This window comes from Aureimonas sp. Leaf454 (assembly GCF_001424685.1).
GTDB lineage: Bacteria > Pseudomonadota > Alphaproteobacteria > Rhizobiales > Rhizobiaceae > Plantimonas.
Genome location: NZ_LMQT01000019.1, coordinates 254,116 through 272,777, shown reverse-complemented (window position 1 = coordinate 272,777; position 18,662 = coordinate 254,116). Strand labels below are relative to the sequence as shown.

The following is an 18,662-nucleotide window of genomic DNA, read 5'->3' as shown; positions in this document are numbered from 1 at the left end:
GATGCTGCGCGACGAGGACCGCATCTTCACCAACATCTACGGCCTGAAGGACAAGAGTCTGAAGGGCGCGATGGCGCGCGGCCATTTCGACGGCACCGCCGACATCATCGGCAAGGGCCGCGACTGGATCATCAACGAGATGAAAGCCTCCGGCCTTCGCGGCCGCGGTGGCGCGGGCTTTCCGACCGGCCTGAAGTGGTCTTTCATGCCGAAGGAATCGGACGGTCGCCCGCATTATCTCGTCATCAACGCCGACGAGTCGGAGCCCGGCACCTGCAAGGACCGGGACATCATGCGCAACGATCCCTTCACGCTGGTGGAAGGGTGCATCATCGCCGGCTTCGCCATGGGGGCGCATGCCTGCTACATCTACGTCCGCGGCGAGTACGTCCGGGAGCGCGAGGCCCTGCAGCGCGCCATCGACGAGTGCTACGATGCAGGGCTGCTCGGGCGCGACAACAAGTGCGGCTGGGATTACGACATCGTCGTGCATCACGGCGCCGGCGCCTATATCTGCGGCGAGGAGACGGCGCTCCTGGAAAGCCTCGAGGGCAAGAAGGGCCAGCCGCGCCTGAAGCCGCCGTTCCCGGCCAATATGGGTCTCTACGGCTGCCCGACGACCGTGAACAACGTCGAGTCGATCGCCGTCGCGCCGACCATCCTGCGCCGGGGCGGTGCCTGGTTCTCCGGCATCGGACGCCCCAACAACACCGGCACCAAGCTCTTCTGCATTTCCGGCCATGTCGAGCGGCCGTGCACGGTCGAAGAGGCCATGGGCATTCCGTTCCGAGAGCTGATCGAGAAGCATTGCGGCGGCATTCGCGGTGGATGGGACAACCTTCTCGCCGTCATTCCCGGCGGATCCTCCGTTCCTCTCGTTCCCGCCCACGACATCATCGACGCGCCGATGGATTTCGACGGGCTGCGTGACATCAAGACTTCGCTGGGAACGGCGGCTGTCATCGTCATGGACAAGTCGACCGACATCGTGCGGGCCATCGCGCGCCTTTCGTATTTCTACAAGCACGAGAGCTGCGGCCAGTGCACGCCGTGCCGCGAGGGAACGGGCTGGATGTGGCGGCTGATGGAGCGCATGGTCGTCGGCAATGCGGAGAAGCGCGAGATCGACATGCTCTTGGACGTGACCAAGCAGGTCGAGGGTCACACGATCTGCGCTCTTGGCGACGCCGCGGCCTGGCCGATCCAGGGCCTGATGCGCCACTTCCGCGCCGAGGTGGAGCGTCGCATCGACGAATTTTCCCGCAACGGCCATCCCGGCGTCAATCGCCCGCAGATGCTGGAAGCGGCGGAGTAGACAGAACCATGGTCGAAATCGTCGGGCGCGCGGACATCATCACGGCGGAGAAGGCGGATCTTTCCAGTTCCAGCTTCTCGAACTGCGATCTGTCCGAAGCGCGCTACGAGAATGTCGACCTGTCGGGTAGCGAGTTCGGCAATGTCGACCTCGCCGAGATCGTCGTGACGAATGCCGATCTCAGTGACGCCCAGTTTCGCAATGTCGACCTGACGAACGCGCGCTTCGACGACGCCGCGATCGAAGGCCTGACGATCAACGGGATCGGCATCGCCGACCTCCTCGCGTCCCATGGGGCGTCGAAGACGGCACGAGGCAACAACTGATATGGCAAAGATCAAGGTCGACGGCAGGGAAGTCGAGGTTCCCGACCACTACACGCTGCTCCAGGCGGCGGAGGAGGCGGGTGCCGAGATCCCGCGCTTCTGTTTCCACGAGCGTCTTTCGATCGCCGGCAATTGCCGCATGTGCCTCGTCGAAGTGAAGGGAGGCCCGCCGAAGCCGGCGGCTTCCTGCGCCATGGGCGTCAGGGACCTGCGACCCGGACCGAACGGCGAAGCGCCGGAAATCTTCACGAACACGCCGATGGTGAAGAAGGCCCGCGAGGGCGTGATGGAATTCCTCCTGATCAACCACCCGCTGGATTGCCCGATCTGCGACCAGGGCGGCGAGTGCGATCTTCAGGATCAGGCCATGGCCTTCGGCGTCGATAGCTCTCGCTACCGCGAGAACAAGCGCGCCGTGGAAGACAAGTATATCGGCCCGCTCGTGAAGACGATCATGACGCGCTGCATCCACTGCACGCGCTGCGTCCGCTTCACGACCGAGGTCGCCGGCATTTCCGAGCTGGGACTCGTCGGACGCGGCGAGGATGCCGAGATCACGACCTATCTCGAGCAGGCGATGACGTCCGAACTGCAGGGCAATGTCATCGATCTCTGCCCGGTCGGTGCGCTGACCTCTCGGCCCTATGCCTTCCAGGCGCGTCCCTGGGAGCTCACCAAGACCGAAACCGTCGACGTGATGGATGGCGTCGGCTCGTCGATCCGCGTCGATACGCGAGGCCGCGAGGTCATGCGCATCCTGCCGCGCACCAACGAGGCGATCAACGAGGAGTGGATTTCCGACAAGACCCGCTTCGTCTGGGACGGCTTGCGCACCCAGCGCCTCGATCGCCCCTATGTCCGCAAGGACGGTCGCCTTCAGCCAGCCAGCTGGGCGGACGCTTTCGCCGCGATCAAGGCAAAGGTCGCCGCCACGTCGGCCGAGCGGATCGGCGCGATCGGCGGTGATCTGGCGGCGGTGGAGGATCTCTTCGCCCTGAAGCGCCTCGTCAATCTCCTCGGTTCGACCGCGCTCGACATCCGACAGGACGGAACGGCGCTCGATCCGGCGGACGGCCGGGCATCCTATCTCTTCAACACGACGATTTCAGGCATCGAGGACGCCGACGCCCTCCTCATCATCGGCGCCAATCCGCGTTTCGAGGCCTCCGTCCTCAACGCGCGGATCCGCAAGCGCTGGCGCATGGGCGGCTTCCCGATCGGCGTGATCGGGACGAACGCAGATCTTCGCTACGACGCCGTCTATCTCGGCGCGGGACCCGATACGCTCTCGAACATCGAGGGTGTCAGCGGCCCGTTCTACGAGGCGCTGAAGGCTGCCAAGAAGCCGATGATCATCGTGGGGCAGGGCGCGCTGACAGGCGCGAACGGCGCCTCGGTCCTCGCATCGGTGGCCGCTCTCGCGCGTGAGATCGGCGCGGTCACGGACGGGTGGAACGGCTTCAACGTCCTGCACAATGCGGCGTCGCGGGTGGGCGGTCTCGACATCGGTTTCGTGCCAGGCGAGGGCGCGCCGAACGCGGCCGCCATGGCAGGCGGCGCGGTGGATCTTCTGTTCAACCTCGGGGCCGACGAGATCGAGATCGCGCCGGGCGCTTTCGTCGTCTATGTCGGAACGCATGGCGACAAGGGCGCTCACCGGGCGGACGTCATCCTGCCGGGCGCAGCCTATACCGAGAAATCGGGAACCTGGGTCAACACCGAGGGACGGGCTCAGACGGGAAGCCGTGCTGCATTTCCCCCGGGCGACGCCCGAGAGGAATGGGCGATCTTCCGCGCTCTCTCCGCGGTGCTCGGTAAGACCTTGCCGTTCGACTCGCTGTCGGCCTTGCGCGCGGAGCTCTACGCGGCGCATCCCCACATGCGATCCGACGCCGTGACGGCTGCCGATTCGTCGGTGATCACGACCCTCGCGGATCGCGCGGGCACCGTGACGGGCTCGGCCTTCAAGCTCGGCATCACCGATTTCTACCTCTCGAACCCGATCGCTCGGGCGTCGAAGGTCATGGCCGAATGTTCGAGGCTCGCTTACGCCGAGCACCTCGAAGCCGCGGAATAAGGAACGCCCGCCGTGTCGGACTTCGTCTCTCTCTACGCCTGGCCGGCGATCGTCATCGCCGCGCAGAGCTTGCTCTTCCTCGTCGTTCTGCTCGTTCTCATCGCCTACATCCTCCTTGCGGACCGCAAGATCTGGGCCGCGGTGCAGATGCGGCGCGGGCCGAACGTCGTCGGTCCTTTCGGCCTCTTCCAGTCCTTCGCGGACCTTCTGAAGTTCGTCCTCAAGGAGCCGACGATCCCGGCATCCGCCGACAAGACCGTCTTTCTGCTGGCACCCCTCGTTGCCGTGACCCTGGCGCTCGCGACCTTCGCGGTCGTGCCGGTGGCGGACGGCTGGGTGATCGCCAACATCAACATCGGCATTCTCTACATCTTCGCCATCTCCTCGCTCGAGGTCTATGGCGTGATCATGGGCGGGTGGGCGTCGAACTCGAAATACGCGTTTCTCGGCGCGCTCCGTTCGGCGGCGCAGATGGTGTCCTACGAGGTCTCCATCGGCTTCGTGATCGTCACCGTTCTCCTCTGCGTCGGTTCGCTCAATCTCACCGACATCGTGCTCGCGCAGGGCAACGGCATCGGCACACGCGTCGGCCTGCCCAACACCTTCCTCGACTGGCACTGGCTGTCGCTCTTCCCGATGTTCATCATCTTCTTCATCTCGGCGCTCGCCGAGACGAACCGGCCGCCCTTCGACCTGCCGGAAGCCGAATCGGAGCTCGTCGCCGGCTTCATGGTGGAGTATGGCTCGACCCCCTACATGATGTTCATGCTCGGCGAGTATGCGGCCATCACCCTGATGTGCTGCCTCACCACCATCCTCTTCCTCGGCGGATGGCTGCCGCCGTTCAACTTCGCGCCCTTCACCTGGGTGCCCGGCGTCATCTGGTTCCTCGCCAAGGTCGCGCTCGTCTTCTTCATGTTCGCGATGGTGAAAGCCTTCGTTCCCCGCTACCGCTACGACCAGTTGATGCGTCTGGGTTGGAAGGTCTTCCTCCCGATCTCGCTCGGCATGGTCGTGATCACCGCCTTCGTTCTGAAGCTGACCGGAACGGTGCCGGCATGACGGACCCCGCCGTCCTCGGTGCGCTGGCCGGGCTCGCGATCGGCATCGCCGACTTCGTGGCGCTCGGACTCGTCCGCACGCCGAGGACCGGCGGCTCCGGTTTATCCTTGAAGCTCGTCCGGGGCATGTCCCTCGTCGTGTTTCCGATCGTTGGCTGGTTCGCCGGTCCTATCGTCGCCTCGAGCCTTGCAGGCTGATCCATGAGTGCCATTGCACAGACCGTCCGATCGCTGTTTCTCCTCGAATTCGTGAAGGCCTTCGGCCTCTCGATGCGTTACTTCTTCGCGCCGAAATCGACGATCAACTATCCCTTCGAGAAGAACCCGCAGAGCCCGCGCTTCCGCGGCGAGCATGCCCTGCGCCGTTATCCCAACGGCGAGGAACGTTGCATCGCCTGCAAGCTGTGCGAGGCGATCTGCCCCGCGCAGGCGATCACCATCGAAGCCGGGCCGCGCCGCAACGACGGCACGCGCCGCACGGTGCGCTATGACATCGACATGGTGAAGTGCATCTATTGCGGTTTCTGCCAGGAGGCTTGCCCGGTCGATGCGATCGTGGAAGGGCCGAACTTCGAGTTCTCGACGGAAACCCGCGAAGAGCTTTACTACGACAAGGAACGGCTTCTCGCGAACGGCGACCGCTGGGAGCGTGAAATCGCTCAGAACATTGCGCTCGACGCACCTTACCGCTAAGCGGATGCCATAGCGGACGGGGCGGTTTGCCTCCTCGTCCGCGACCCCGTTCGAACACCGAAGACCGACCGGCGGCACGTCCTCTTCAGACGAGAGGGCAGGGGCCGGCGATGACAACGACGACGACAAGGAGCCCGATCATGCTGGGCCTTCAGGCTTTCTTTTTCTACGTCTTTGCCTTCGTGACCGTCGGCGCGGCCTTGATGGTCGTCCTGTCGCGCAATCCCGTGCACTCGGTGTTGTTCCTGATCCTGACCTTCGTCAGCGCGGCCGGTCTGTTCCTTCTGACAGGAGCCGAATTCCTCGCCCTGATCTTGATCGTCGTCTATGTCGGCGCCGTCGCGGTCCTCTTCCTCTTCGTCGTCATGATGCTCGACGTCGACTTCGCCGCGCTGAAGAAGGGCGCGCTCGAATATGCGCCGATCGGCGCGATCATCGGCATCGTGCTGCTGGCCGAACTCGTCATCGCCGTCACGGGCAATGCCTATCGGCCGTCGCCGAGCGTCGTGACCGCGATGCCGACGCCCTCGCTGGCGGTGACGTCGAACATCGAAGCGCTCGGCCTCGTCCTCTACACGCGCTACGTGTTCTTTTTCCAGGTCGCGGGCCTCATCCTCTTCGTCGCGATGATCGGCGCCATCGTGCTGACGCTGCGCCACAAGGTCGGCATCCGTCGCCAGTCCATTCCCCAGCAGGTCGCCCGCACGCCGGCAACCGCCATCGAAATCCGCAAGGTCAAGAGCGGCCAGGGCCTCTGAGAGCGCCGGCACAAGGATACGCATCATGGAAGTCGGTCTCGGCCACTACCTCACCGTCGGCGCCATCCTCTTCGTGACGGGCGTCTTCGGCATCTTTCTCAACCGTAAGAATGTCATCACGATCCTGATGTCGATCGAGCTGATCCTTCTGTCGGTGAACCTGAACCTCGTCGCATTCTCGGCCTTCCTGAACGATCTCGTTGGTCAGGTCTTCGCGCTCTTCATCCTGACCGTCGCGGCGGCGGAAGCCGCCATCGGCCTTGCGATCCTCGTCGTCTTCTTCCGCAACCGCGGCTCGATCGCGGTCGAAGACGTCAACACCATGAAAGGCTGAGCCGAGCGATGTATCAGACGATCGTCCTTCTTCCGCTCATCGGCTTCCTGATCGTCGGGTTCTTCGGCAACTCGATCGGTGCCAAGGCTTCCGAATACGTCACGACCGGGCTGCTCATCGTGTCCGCGCTCCTGTCGTGGATCGCCTTCATCTCCTTCGGCTTCGGCGAGGGTGAGACGCAGCGCATCATGCTCCTTCAGTGGATGCAGTCGGGCGCGCTCGACGTCTCCTGGTCGCTGCGCATCGACCGGCTGACGCTCGTCATGCTCGTCGTCGTGAACACGGTGTCGGCGCTCGTCCACACCTACTCGATCGGCTACATGCACCACGATCCGCATCGGCCGCGCTTCTTCGCCTATCTCTCGCTCTTTACCTTCGCCATGCTCATGCTGGTGACGTCGAACAACCTCGTCCAGATGTTCTTCGGCTGGGAGGGCGTCGGCCTCGCCTCCTACCTTCTGATCGGTTTCTGGTACAAGAAGCCGTCGGCGAACGCGGCCGCCATGAAGGCCTTCGTCGTCAATCGCGTCGGCGACTTCGGCTTCGCGCTGGGCATTTTCGGCATCTTCGCTTTGTTCGGATCGGTCAATCTCGACACGATCTTTGCAGGGGCGGCGGACGTCGCGGCCTCGATGAGCCACGAAGCCGGCGCCACGGCGGCGGAAGGTGCCACGGCGCATGCCGGCGACATCGTCCTCACCTTTGCGGGCTATCCGCTGACCATGGGCGCCGCGCTGACGATCGTCTGCCTGCTCCTCTTCATGGGCGCGATGGGCAAGTCGGCGCAGCTCGGTCTCCACACCTGGCTCCCCGACGCCATGGAAGGCCCGACGCCGGTCTCAGCACTGATCCACGCCGCCACCATGGTGACCGCCGGCGTCTTCATGCTCGCCCGCATGTCTCCGGTCTTCGAGCTCAGCCATTCTGCGCTGACCTTCGTCACCTTCATCGGGGCGACGACGGCCTTCTTCGCGGCGACGGTCGGTCTCGTTCAGAACGACATCAAGCGCGTCATCGCCTATTCCACGTGCTCGCAGCTCGGCTACATGTTCGTCGCGCTGGGTGTCGGCGCCTACGGGGCCGCGGTCTTCCACCTCTTCACGCACGCCTTCTTCAAGGCGTTGCTCTTCCTCGGCGCCGGCTCCGTCATTCACGCCGTCTCGGACGAGCAGGACATGCGCAACATGGGCGGCCTGCGCAAGCACATCCCGAAGACCTATCGGATGATGGTCATCGGAACGCTCGCGCTGACGGGCTTCCCGCTGACCGCCGGCTATTACTCGAAGGACGCCATCATCGAGAGCGCGTTCGTCGGTCACAACAGCTTCGCGCTCTACGGTTTCGGGATGACCGTGATCGCGGCCTTGATGACGAGCTTCTACTCGTGGCGGCTGATCTTCATGACGTTCCACGGCAAGCCGCGGGCGAGCCACGAGGTCATGCACCACATCCACGAATCCCCGCCGATCATGCTCGTCCCGCTCTACATCCTCGCCGTCGGCGCGGTCTTTGCCGGTATCGTGTTCGCACCGTTCTTCATCGGCGAAGGTTACGGCGAATTCTGGAACGCCGCTCTGTTCACGGGCGCGGAGAACCACGTCCTGCACGACATGCATTCGGTGCCGGCGCTGGTGAAGTGGTCGCCGTTCATCGCGATGATCATCGGCTTCGCGCTGGCCTTCCAGTTCTACATCCGCAATCCGTCGCTGCCCGTTCAGACCGCGGCGACGCATCGGGGCCTGTATCGCTTCCTCCTGAACAAGTGGTATTTCGACGAGCTCTACGACGTCCTGTTCGTGCGCTCGGCCAAGTCGCTCGGCCGCTTCCTCTGGAAGCAGGGTGACGGACAGGTCATCGATCGGCTCGGGCCTGACGGCATTTCGGCGCGCGTGCTCGACGTCACCGATCGTGTCGTGCGCTTGCAGACGGGTTATCTCTACCACTACGCCTTCGCCATGCTGATCGGCGTCGCCGCGCTCGTGACCTGGATGATGGTCGGAGGAGCAAGCTGATGAGCATCGACTTTCCGATCCTCTCGCTGGTGACGTTCGCGCCGCTGGTCGGCGTGGTGCTGATCCTTCTCATGCGGGACGAGACGGCCGCGCAGAAGCACAACATCCGGCTGATCGCGCTCTACACGACGGTCGTCACCTTCATCCTGTCGCTGTTCATCTGGATCGGCTTCGACAACGCCGATGCGGGCTTCCAGTTCGTCGAACGGGCCGACTGGCTCGGAACAGGCATCACCTACCACATGGGCGTCGACGGCATTTCGCTGCTCTTCGTCATCCTAACGACCTTCCTCATGCCGATCTGCATCCTGGCCAGCTGGGAGTCCGTGCAGGTCCGCGTGAAGGAGTACATGGTCGCCTTCCTCGTGCTGGAGACGCTGGTCGTCGGCGTGTTCTGCGCGCTCGACATCGTGCTCTTCTACATCTTCTTCGAGGGCGGCCTCATCCCGATGTTCCTGATCATCGGCGTCTGGGGCGGCAAGCGCCGCGTCTATGCGAGCTACAAGTTCTTCCTCTACACCTTCCTCGGCTCGGTCCTCATGCTCGTCGCGATCATGGCGATGTTCTGGACCGCCGGAACGTCCTCGATCCCCGAGCTTCTCCAGGCGCGTTTTCCCGCGGAGATGCAGACCTGGCTCTGGCTGGCCTTCTTTGCGAGCTTCGCGGTGAAGATGCCGATGTGGCCCGTCCACACATGGCTTCCCGACGCCCACGTCGAGGCGCCGACGGCCGGATCGGTGATTCTGGCAGGCATCCTCCTGAAGCTCGGCGGCTACGGCTTCATCCGCTTCTCGCTGCCGATGTTTCCGCTGGCGTCCGCGGATTTCGCGCCGCTGGTGTTCACGCTCTCGGCCGTGGCGATCATCTACACGTCGCTCGTCGCGCTGATGCAGGAGGACATTAAGAAGCTGATCGCCTATTCCTCCGTCGCCCATATGGGCTTCGTGACCATGGGCATCTTCGCCGCCAACGAGCAGGGCGTGCAGGGCGCGATCTTCCAGATGCTGAGCCACGGCCTCGTGTCGGGCGCGCTCTTCCTCTGCGTCGGCGTCGTCTACGACCGGATGCACACGCGCGACATCGCCGCCTATGGCGGGCTCGTCAGCCGCATGCCGGCCTACGCGACGGTGTTCCTCCTCTTCACCATGGCCAATGTCGGCCTTCCCGGCACGTCCGGCTTCGTCGGCGAATTCCTGACGCTGCTGGCGGTCTTCCGTGCGAACACCTGGGTTGCGATCTTCGCGACGACGGGCGTCATCCTGTCGGCCGCCTATGCTCTCTGGCTGTACCGCCGCGTGATTTTCGGGGCGCTGACGAAGGAGTCGCTGATGGGGATTCTCGATCTCGACCGGCGCGAGAAAATCCTTCTCTACCCGCTCGCGGTCCTCACCATCTTCTTCGGCGTTTACCCGATGCCGGTTTTCAACGTGACGGCGGCCTCCGTCGACACGCTCCTGAAAAGCTACACCGCGGCGCTCGAGGCGGCCAACGCCCTCGCGCTCGCGCAGTGATCGAAAGACCCTGACCGATGCTGACCGAAACCCTGTCCGGAAGCCTGTCGATCATCGGCCCCGAGCTCATCCTCGGGGGCGGCGCCATGGTGCTCCTGATGATCGGCGTGTTCCTGGGCGAGGGTAGCGCCAAGCTCGTCTCGGCTCTGGCGGCCGTCCTCGTCCTGGTCGCGGCGCTCTGGCTGATTTTCGCGACACCGACGGGCGTGGCCTTCAACGGCTCCTTCGTCCTCGATCCCTTCGCCCGTTTCATGAAGCTCCTCGTTCTGATCGGGTCCGGCGCCGTCATCGTGATGTCCGTCGGCTATGCCGAGATCGAGAAGTTTCATCGCTTCGAGTTTCCGGTCCTTCTCGTGCTCGCCACGATCGGCATGATGCTGATGGTGTCGGCGGGTGACCTCATCGCGCTCTATCTCGGTCTCGAACTCCTCTCGCTCGCCTCCTACGTCATTGCCGCCTTCAACCGCGACAACGTCCGTTCGACGGAAGCCGGCCTGAAATATTTCATCCTCGGCGCGCTGTCGTCCGGCATGCTGCTGTATGGCGCCTCGATGGTCTACGGCTTCACCGGCCAGATCGAGTTCACCGCCATTGCCGCGGCTCTTCAGGCGGAGGGGCGCACCTTCGGTCTCGCGGTCGGCCTCGTCTTCGTCATGGCGGGTCTCGCCTTCAAGATCTCGGCCGTGCCGTTCCACATGTGGACGCCCGACGTCTACGAGGGCTCGCCGACCCCGGTGACCGCATTTTTCGCAGGCGCGCCGAAGGTCGCCGCCTTCGCCATGCTGACGCGCTTCACGGTGGAAGGCTTTGCGCCGCTGACCGCCGACTGGCAGCAGGTCGTCGTCTTCATCTCGATCGCCTCGATGGGCTTCGGCGCCTTCGCCGCGATCGGCCAGCGCAACATCAAGCGCCTGATGGCCTATTCCTCGATCAGCCACATGGGCTTCGCGCTGGTGGGGCTGGCCGCGGCCAATGTGGAGGGCGTGCGCGGCGTGCTCCTCTACATGGCGATCTACATGACGATGACGCTCGGCTCCTTCGCCGTCATTCTCGCCATGCGGCGTCGCGAGGGCATGGTCGAGGATATTTCGGAACTGTCCGGCCTGTCGCGGACCAATCCCGTCATGGCGCTGCTGCTGACGATCCTGATGCTGTCGCTCGCCGGCCTCCCGCCGCTCGCCGGTTTCTTCGCCAAATACTTCGTCTTCATGGCGGCGGTGCAGTCGGGGCTCTACGGTCTCGCCGTGATCGGCGTCCTCACCAGCGTCGTCGGCCTTTATTACTATCTGCGCATCGTGAAGGTCATGTGGTTCGATGAACCCGCCGAGCGCTTCGTTCCGATGGCGATGGAGCTTCGCGTCGTGCTGGGCGCGGCCGCGCTGTTCATCTTCCCGGTCTATCTCCTCGTCGGTGGCCCGCTCTTCGCCGCCGCCGAAGCCGCCGCGCGGACATTCTTCTGACGGTGGCACCCGACCGGCGCGGATCCCGGCGGCGTCTGGCGCTGGAAGATGTGGGATCGACCAATGTCATCGCACTGGAAGCGGCCCGTGCGGGTGACCCAGGCGCGCTCTGGGTGACGGCGGCCCGGCAGTCGGCCGGGCGCGGTCGGCGGGGCAGGGCCTGGGTGTCGGAAGCCGGTAATCTCTATGCCAGTCTCCTGCTCATCGATCCCGCCCGGACCGACGATCTTCTGAACCTTCCCCTCGTCGTCGCGCTCGGCGTGCGGAACGGACTGGCCGGCCTCGTCTCGCGCGACGGTCCTCCCGTCACGATCAAATGGCCGAACGATATCCTGATTGACGGCTGCAAGACCGTGGGCATCCTGGTCGAAAGCGAGCGGCTGGCCGACGGACGTCTGGCTGTCGTGATCGGATGTGGTGTAAATGTCGGCCACAGTCCCGACGATACGCCGTATCCCACGACGAGCCTGCGCCAAGCCGGCGTCGCTGCGAATGTCGAGGAGACGTTCGTCGCACTGGCCGGCGGCGTGGAAGCAGCCTTGGCGCTTTGGTCGCAGGGTCGCAATTTCCAGGCGGTTCGCGAGGCCTGGCTGAGCCACGCCGCCGGAATCGGATCAGCCTGCACGGTCAACCTAGCGGAAGGTCCGCTGTCCGGTCGCTTCGTCGGTCTGGAATCCGACGGTCGGCTGATTTTGGAGGAGGACGACGGAGGTCGCCGCTCCATATCTGCTGGTGATCTCTTTCTTCTCGGAACCGGAGGGACGCATTCGGCGCCCGGCTGTTCCCCGACACGACATTGACGATGAGCCGCATCGCATAACGGCACCTTGAATCAAGACATGAACCGGCGGAATCGCCCTTTGAACGTGAAGTGACAAACCTTTGACAGAACTCGTTTTCCTGCCGCTCGGCGGCATCGGTGAGATCGGTATGAATCTCGCCGCCTACGGCTATGGACCCGAACACGACCGCGAATGGCTCGTCGTCGATTGCGGCGTCTCCTTCGCCGGTCCCGACTTTCCCGGCGTCGACCTCGTCTTTCCCGACATCCGCTTTCTCGAGCGGCAGCGCTCGCGGATCCGGGGCATCGTGATCACCCATGCGCACGAAGACCATTACGGGGCGCTGCTCGATCTCTGGCCGCGCCTGAAGGCGCCCGTCTATGCCTCGCCCTTCACTGCCGCTCTTCTCGCGGCCAAGCGGGAGGGGGAACCCGGCGCACCGAAGATCCCCGTGACGATCTTCCAGGCCGGCGAGACCTTCGAGGTCGGACCCTTCTCGATCGAGGCGATCAACGTCACGCATTCGATCCCGGAGCCGGTCGCGCTCGCGATCCGAACCTCCTTCGGGACGGTCGTCCACACCGGCGACTGGAAGATCGATGCCCATCCCGCATTGGGTCTGCCGACCGACGAGAAGCGGCTGCGCGAGATCGGCGCCGAGGGCGTCCTGGCGCTCGTCTGCGATTCGACGAACGCGATGCGCGAGGGCGTCAGCCCGAGCGAATCCGAAGTGGGAACCTCGCTCCGCGAGATCATCACGGAGGCGAAGGGGCGCGTTGCCGTCACGACCTTCTCGTCCAATATCGGGCGGATCCGCGCGGTCGCGCAGGCAGCGGCCGATTCCGGTCGACAGACCCTTCTGCTCGGCCGCTCGATGAAGCGCATGGTCGATGTCGCGGGCGAGCTCGGCTATCTCGACGGTCTGCCGCCCTTCCTCGACGAGCAGGATTTCGGCTACATTCCGCGCGAGAAGGCCGTGATCATCCTGACGGGGAGTCAGGGCGAGCCGCGTGCGGCGCTCGCGCGGCTGGCGCGGGACGAGCATCCGACGGTCGCCCTCTCCAAGGGTGATGCCGTCATCTTCTCCTCGCGGGCCATTCCCGGCAACGAGAAGGGCATCATCGACATCAAGAACGCCCTGATCGAGCAGGGCGTCGAGATCATCGAGGATCGCGATCGACTCGTCCACGTCTCTGGCCATCCTCGCCGGAGCGAGATGAAGCAGATGTACGACTGGGTGAAGCCGAGGATCGCGGTTCCCGCGCATGGCGAAGCCGCGCATCTGAAGGCGCATGCGCTTTTCGCCAAGGAGCTCGGTGTTCCCGAGGTCGTGGAAGCGCGCAACGGCAAGATGGTGCGCCTGGCACCCGGCGTCGCCGAGATCGTCGACGAAATTCCGGCCGGACGTCTCTACAAGGACGGAACCATGATCGGCACCGCCGAGGAGATGGGCATTCCGGAGCGACGGCGCCTGTCCCTGGCGGGGCACATCACCGTTCTCGTCGAACTGACGCAGAAGCTCGATCTTCGCAACGATCCGGACGTCGTCTGCCTCGGCCTCCCCAAGCGTGACCGCGAGGGCGAGGAGTTCGAAGAGACGCTGATCGATGCCGTCGCGGAAGCGATCGACAGCATCCCGCGCGAGCGGCGCAAGGATCTCGACATGGTGCGCGAGGCGGCGCGACGCGCGGCGCGAGCCGAGGCGAATGCCGTCTGGGGCAAGAAGCCCATCGTCACCGTTTTCGTCATCCGCGGCTGAGGAGCGCAGCGATGCTTGGCCGCCTCAATCATGTCGCCATCGCGGTGCCCGATCTCGGCATCGCGGCGGCGCGCTATGCCGAGACTCTGGGCGCGACGGTCTCGGAGGCGGTCGATCTGCCGGAGCACGGGGTCCAGGTCGTCTTCGTCGATCTCGGCAACGCCAAGGTCGAGCTTCTGGGCGTGCTCGGGGAAGGCTCGCCGATCGAGGCGTTCCTCGCGCGCCATCCCGCGGGCGGAATGCACCACGTCTGCTACGAGGTCGCCGACCTCGCGGCGGCGCGGGACAGGCTCGTTCGGTCCGGCGCGCGCGTGCTCGGGTCGGGCGAGCAGAAGATCGGCGCGCATGGGAAGCCGGTTCTCTTCCTGCATCCTGCCGAGATGTTTGGAACGCTGGTCGAACTCGAGGAGGTCTGAACCATGGGCTGGATCACCGCCCTTGCCATCTATTTCGTGATCTGGTGGACCGTCCTTTTCGCGATCCTGCCGATCGGCATGCGCAGCCAGGTCGACGACGACGACGTGATCCTGGGCACGGCGCACAGCGCTCCGACGACCTTCAGCTTTCCGCGCAAGGCGTTCTGGACGACCTGCGTCTCCCTGCTCGTGTTCGCTGGATTCTATCTCGTGACGGAAGTCTGGGGGATCGGACCCGATTCGCTGCCGCACATCATTCCCGGGACATAGGCTCCCAGCAATGCACAAAAAAAATGCAAGACCTTCGTCTTGCATTTGAGTCCTGCAGGTCTGGATTTTACGCCGAATACATTGTTCGGGGCAGCCGATAAGTCCGGCGCCGAAAATCACGTCCTCCCGAGACTAGACCGCGCTTCGAACGTCTTTGCGACATTCATCTTATGCACCAACCGTAGTTCGGCCGCGCCAACTTGTCACGTAAAATTTCACGTGTGTGTCACATCGACGGCTTGCACGTCGCATTCGTAAGCAGGGAGCGCTGCAAAACTGGGCAGGGAAGGACGGCTTTCCAAGGTTCGGTCGAGCGGCTATGACCAGATCCGTGTCCGCGGGCCGAGATCTTGATCGGCCCGTCATGATTCAGCCGAACACGAGCTCGATGGACAAGGATGGACCATCGCCGTCCCGAGCCCTCCCGAAAGATCGATCGCGTATGCGCCTGTCGCGTTACTTCCTGCCCATCCTGAAAGAAACGCCGAAGGAAGCCGAGATCATCTCGCATCGGCTGATGCTGCGGGCGGGCATGATCCGCCAGCAATCCGCGGGCATCTATTCCTGGCTGCCGCTCGGCAAGCGCGTTCTGGACAAGGTCAGCGCGATCGTCCGCGAGGAGCAGAACCGTGCCGGCGCCATCGAGATGCTGATGCCGACGATCCAGTCGGCCGATCTCTGGCGTGAGAGCGGGCGCTACGACGATTACGGCAAGGAAATGCTGCGGATCGAGGACCGGCACGAACGCGAATTGCTGTTCGGTCCGACCAACGAGGAGATGGTGACGGAGATCGTCCGCTCCTACGTGCGATCCTACAAGGACCTTCCGCTCAATCTCTACCACATCCAGTGGAAGTTCCGCGACGAGGTCCGCCCGCGCTTCGGCGTGATGCGGTCACGCGAATTCCTGATGAAGGACGCCTATTCCTTCGATCTCGACTACGAATCGTCCAAGGCATCCTATGACCGCATGTTCGTGGCCTATCTGCGCACGTTCGAGCGTCTCGGCCTGAAGGCCATCCCCATGCGGGCCGATACCGGTCCGATCGGGGGGGAGCTCAGCCATGAGTTCATTATTCTCGCCTCGACCGGCGAGAGCCAGGTCTTCTGCCACAAGGACTTCCTGGAGCTGCCGGTGCCGGGCGAGGGCGTCGATTTCGACGATGCGGCGGCCCTTGCTCGGATCGTGGAGCAGTGGACGACGCTCTACGCCGCGACGGAGGAGATGCACGACGAGGGCGCCTTCGAGAGCGTTCCGGAGGATCAGCGCCTCGCGGCCCGCGGCATCGAGGTCGGCCACATCTTCCATTTCGGCACCAAGTATTCCGAACCGATGAAGGCGGTCGTCACCGGGCCCGACGGCAAGGACCGGCCGGTCTTCATGGGCTCCTACGGTATCGGTCCGAGCCGGCTCATCGCGGCCATCATCGAGGCGAGCCACGACGAGGCCGGCATCGTCTGGCCGAAAGGTGTCGCGCCTTTCGACGTCGGCATCGTCAACATGAAGCCCGGCGACGCCGATTGCGATGCCGCCTGCGACAAGCTCTACGCGGATCTCCAGGCCGCCGGCTTCGACGTTCTCCTCGATGACGAGGACACGCGGGCGGGCGCGAAGTTCGCGACGATGGATCTCATCGGTCTGCCGGTGCAGGTGATCGTCGGACCGCGCGGCGCGAAGTCGGGCGAGGCGGAACTGAAGCATCGCGCGACCGGCGAGCGCGAGACCCTGCCGATCCACGACGTCGTTCAGCGGCTGCGCGGATGACGGTCGCCGCCGCCGAGCCGAACGCGGCGTCCGCCACCGCGACGCTCGCGACGAAGCCCTTCTCGCGCTTCGAGTGGATGATCGCGGGGCGCTACATGCGGGCGCGCCGCCGCAATGGCGGCGTTTCGGCGATCGCGGGCTTCTCCTTCGCCGGCATCGCGCTGGGCGTCGCCGCCCTCATCATCGTGATGTCGGTGATGAACGGGTTCCGCACCGAGCTTCTCAGCCGCATCCTCGGGGTCAACGGCCACATCGTCGTGAACTGGTCCGACACGCCGATGACGGACTATGCGGACGTCGCGACCCGCATCTCCGCCGTGCCCGGCGTCGCTTCGGCGATGCCGCTCGTCCAGGGCGAGGTTCTCGCCACCGGCCCGACCGGCGGACGCGCCCCGGCGCTCGTCAAGGGTGTGCGCGGCGAGGATCTCTACAAGCTGAAGCCGATCTCGGACAACGTCCTCCTCGGCACGCTGGAAGGCTTCGATACGGGGGGCGGTCTTGCCGTCGGCAGTCGTCTGGCCCAGGCACTCGGCCTTGCGCTCGGCGACACGATCACGCTCCTGGCACCGGAGGGCGACCAGACGCCGCTCGGCGTGGTGCCGCGGCGCAAGTCCTATCCCGTGACCGCGATCTTCGAGATCGGCCTGTCGGACTTCGACAAATCCTACATCTACATGCCCTTCGCCGAAGCGCAGCTCTTCTTCAACGAAGAGGAGCGCGCACAGTCGATCGAGGTCTTCGTGGCCGATCCGGACCGGGTTCGCGATCTGCAGGCCCCGGTTGAGCAGGCCGCCGCGCGACCGAACTACACCTACACCTGGCAGCAGGTGAACGAGTCCTTCTTCTCCGCTCTGCAGGTCGAGCGGAACGTCATGTTCATCATCCTGACCCTCATCGTTCTGGTCGCGACGCTGAACATCATCTCCGGCCTCTTCATGCTCGTGAAGGACAAGGGGCGGGACATCGCCATCCTGAGGACCATGGGAGCCACGCGCGCCACCATCCTGCGCGTCTTCATGATCACCGGCGTCTCCATCGGCACGCTCGGTACGATCGCGGGGCTCGTCCTCGGCATTCTCTTCTGCGTCAACATCGAGAACCTCCGGCAGTTCTTCTCCTGGATCTCGGGCCGCAGCCTCTTCGATCCCGAATTCTACTTCCTCAGCCGCTTGCCGGCCGAGGTCGACGTCTCAGAAGTCGTCTCCGTGGTCGCGGTCACGATCGGGCTCTCCTTCGTCGCGACCCTGTTTCCCGCCTGGAGAGCGTCCAAGCTCGATCCGGTCGAGGCCTTGAGATACGAATGACCGACGGCCCGCATTCCCTCCGTCTCGATCGCGTCGAGCGCCACTATGCGCAGGGCGAGGATCGCCTGACGATCCTCGACGGCGCGGACTTCGAGATCATGCCGGGCGAAATGGTCGCGCTTGTCGCGCCCTCCGGCGCCGGCAAGTCGACCCTCCTGCACATCGCAGGGCTGCTCGAGAGACCGGATGGCGGCGAGGTCTACATCAACGGGGAGGCCTGCGGCACGCTGGAGGACGCTCGGCGCACCGCCATGCGCCGACAGGCGATTGGCTTCGTCTACCAGTTCCATCATCTTCTGCCGGAATTCTCGGCGCTCGAGAACGTGATGATCCCGCAGCTGATCGCCGGCCTCGGACAGAAGCAGGCGGCGGAGCGGGCGCGCCAGCTGCTCGACTACATGCGCATCGGACCGCGCGCGTCTCACCGCCCCGCCGAGCTTTCGGGCGGCGAGCAGCAGCGCGTGGCGATCGCGCGCGCGGTCGCGAACAACCCCTACGTCCTCCTAGCCGACGAGCCGACCGGCAATCTCGATCCACACACGTCGGGCTATGTGTTCGACGCGTTGACGGCCCTGGTGCGCCAGTCGGGTGTCGCGGCCCTCATCGCCACCCACAATCACCAGCTCGCGGCCCGCATGGATCGAGCGATCACGCTGGAAGGCGGCAAGATCGTGCCGCTCGATCTCGGCGCCCACCTTTAGGGCGTCTCGGAGTTCACGCGAGCGGGCGGGGAACGTCCGTGATTTTCGCCGGCGCGCGGCGCGCCCTCTCCAGGATCGCATCCCAGCCTCGCCGCGACGCATGAACGATCTCTTCACC

General features: G+C 64.5%; 18 protein-coding genes. All 18 read left to right on the top strand.

Features of this window, described 5'->3' with window-relative positions; translation table 11 throughout:
- Position 1: 1 nt before the first annotated feature.
- The 18 genes from nuoF (at position 2) to ASG43_RS12650 (ending at position 18,544) form a co-directional block, all read left to right on the top strand.
- Positions 2-1,315 (top strand): NADH-quinone oxidoreductase subunit NuoF, encoded by a 1,314-nt coding sequence (gene nuoF, locus ASG43_RS12735; RefSeq protein WP_056505387.1) that lies wholly within the window; start codon positions 2-4, stop codon positions 1,313-1,315.
- A gap of 8 nt (positions 1,316-1,323) precedes the next feature.
- Complete coding sequence (locus tag ASG43_RS12730; protein ID WP_056505385.1) at positions 1,324-1,641, top strand: pentapeptide repeat-containing protein; 318 nt, start codon at positions 1,324-1,326, stop codon at positions 1,639-1,641.
- A 1-nt stretch (position 1,642) separates the two neighbouring features.
- Positions 1,643-3,718, top strand: coding sequence for an NADH-quinone oxidoreductase subunit NuoG (gene nuoG / locus ASG43_RS12725; RefSeq protein ID WP_056505383.1), 2,076 nt, complete (start codon positions 1,643-1,645; stop codon positions 3,716-3,718).
- Between the two features lie 12 nt (positions 3,719-3,730).
- Positions 3,731-4,780 carry an NADH-quinone oxidoreductase subunit NuoH gene (nuoH, locus tag ASG43_RS12720; protein WP_056505380.1) on the top strand — a complete coding sequence of 350 codons (1,050 nt, stop codon included), beginning with the start codon at positions 3,731-3,733 and terminating at the stop codon, positions 4,778-4,780.
- Entirely contained in the window at positions 4,777-4,977 is a 201-nt protein-coding gene (locus ASG43_RS12715; RefSeq protein ID WP_056505379.1) for a hypothetical protein, read from the top strand. The genes nuoH and ASG43_RS12715 overlap by 4 nt, the downstream gene beginning before the upstream one ends.
- Before the next feature lie 3 nt (positions 4,978-4,980).
- The gene (gene nuoI, locus ASG43_RS12710) at positions 4,981-5,472 is read left to right on the top strand and encodes an NADH-quinone oxidoreductase subunit NuoI (protein WP_056505377.1); all 492 of its coding nucleotides are present in this window, start codon (positions 4,981-4,983) and stop codon (positions 5,470-5,472) included.
- 140 nt (positions 5,473-5,612) lie between these two features.
- Complete coding sequence (locus ASG43_RS12705) at positions 5,613-6,230, top strand: NADH-quinone oxidoreductase subunit J (protein ID WP_082490868.1); 618 nt, start codon at positions 5,613-5,615, stop codon at positions 6,228-6,230.
- Between the two features lie 25 nt (positions 6,231-6,255).
- On the top strand, positions 6,256-6,564 hold the full coding sequence (gene nuoK, locus ASG43_RS12700) for an NADH-quinone oxidoreductase subunit NuoK (protein ID WP_056505374.1): 309 nt from the start codon (positions 6,256-6,258) through the stop codon (positions 6,562-6,564).
- 8 nt (positions 6,565-6,572) lie between these two features.
- Positions 6,573-8,576 (top strand): NADH-quinone oxidoreductase subunit L, encoded by a 2,004-nt coding sequence (nuoL, locus tag ASG43_RS12695; protein ID WP_056505371.1) that lies wholly within the window; start codon positions 6,573-6,575, stop codon positions 8,574-8,576.
- Positions 8,576-10,087, top strand: coding sequence for an NADH-quinone oxidoreductase subunit M (locus ASG43_RS12690; protein WP_056505369.1), 1,512 nt, complete (start codon positions 8,576-8,578; stop codon positions 10,085-10,087). Before nuoL ends, ASG43_RS12690 begins: the two co-directional genes overlap by 1 nt.
- A 17-nt stretch (positions 10,088-10,104) precedes the next feature.
- On the top strand, positions 10,105-11,547 hold the full coding sequence (nuoN, locus tag ASG43_RS12685) for an NADH-quinone oxidoreductase subunit NuoN (protein WP_056505366.1): 1,443 nt from the start codon (positions 10,105-10,107) through the stop codon (positions 11,545-11,547).
- A 50-nt stretch (positions 11,548-11,597) separates the two neighbouring features.
- Positions 11,598-12,347, top strand: coding sequence for a biotin--[acetyl-CoA-carboxylase] ligase (locus tag ASG43_RS12680; RefSeq protein WP_244488085.1), 750 nt, complete (start codon positions 11,598-11,600; stop codon positions 12,345-12,347).
- A 130-nt stretch (positions 12,348-12,477) separates the two neighbouring features.
- Positions 12,478-14,088, top strand: coding sequence for a ribonuclease J (locus ASG43_RS12675; protein WP_082490891.1), 1,611 nt, complete (start codon positions 12,478-12,480; stop codon positions 14,086-14,088).
- An 11-nt stretch (positions 14,089-14,099) separates the two neighbouring features.
- Positions 14,100-14,504, top strand: coding sequence for a methylmalonyl-CoA epimerase (gene mce / locus ASG43_RS12670; protein ID WP_056505358.1), 405 nt, complete (start codon positions 14,100-14,102; stop codon positions 14,502-14,504).
- Positions 14,505-14,507: 3 nt separating this feature from the next.
- Positions 14,508-14,774 (top strand): DUF1467 family protein, encoded by a 267-nt coding sequence (locus ASG43_RS12665; protein ID WP_056505355.1) that lies wholly within the window; start codon positions 14,508-14,510, stop codon positions 14,772-14,774.
- 442 nt (positions 14,775-15,216) lie between these two features.
- Positions 15,217-16,539 (top strand): proline--tRNA ligase, encoded by a 1,323-nt coding sequence (gene proS, locus ASG43_RS12660; protein WP_056505352.1) that lies wholly within the window; start codon positions 15,217-15,219, stop codon positions 16,537-16,539.
- Complete coding sequence (locus ASG43_RS12655) at positions 16,536-17,843, top strand: lipoprotein-releasing ABC transporter permease subunit (protein WP_056505349.1); 1,308 nt, start codon at positions 16,536-16,538, stop codon at positions 17,841-17,843. Before proS ends, ASG43_RS12655 begins: the two co-directional genes overlap by 4 nt.
- Complete coding sequence (locus ASG43_RS12650; protein ID WP_056505345.1) at positions 17,840-18,544, top strand: ABC transporter ATP-binding protein; 705 nt, start codon at positions 17,840-17,842, stop codon at positions 18,542-18,544. Before ASG43_RS12655 ends, ASG43_RS12650 begins: the two co-directional genes overlap by 4 nt.
- Positions 18,545-18,662 lie beyond the last annotated feature (118 nt).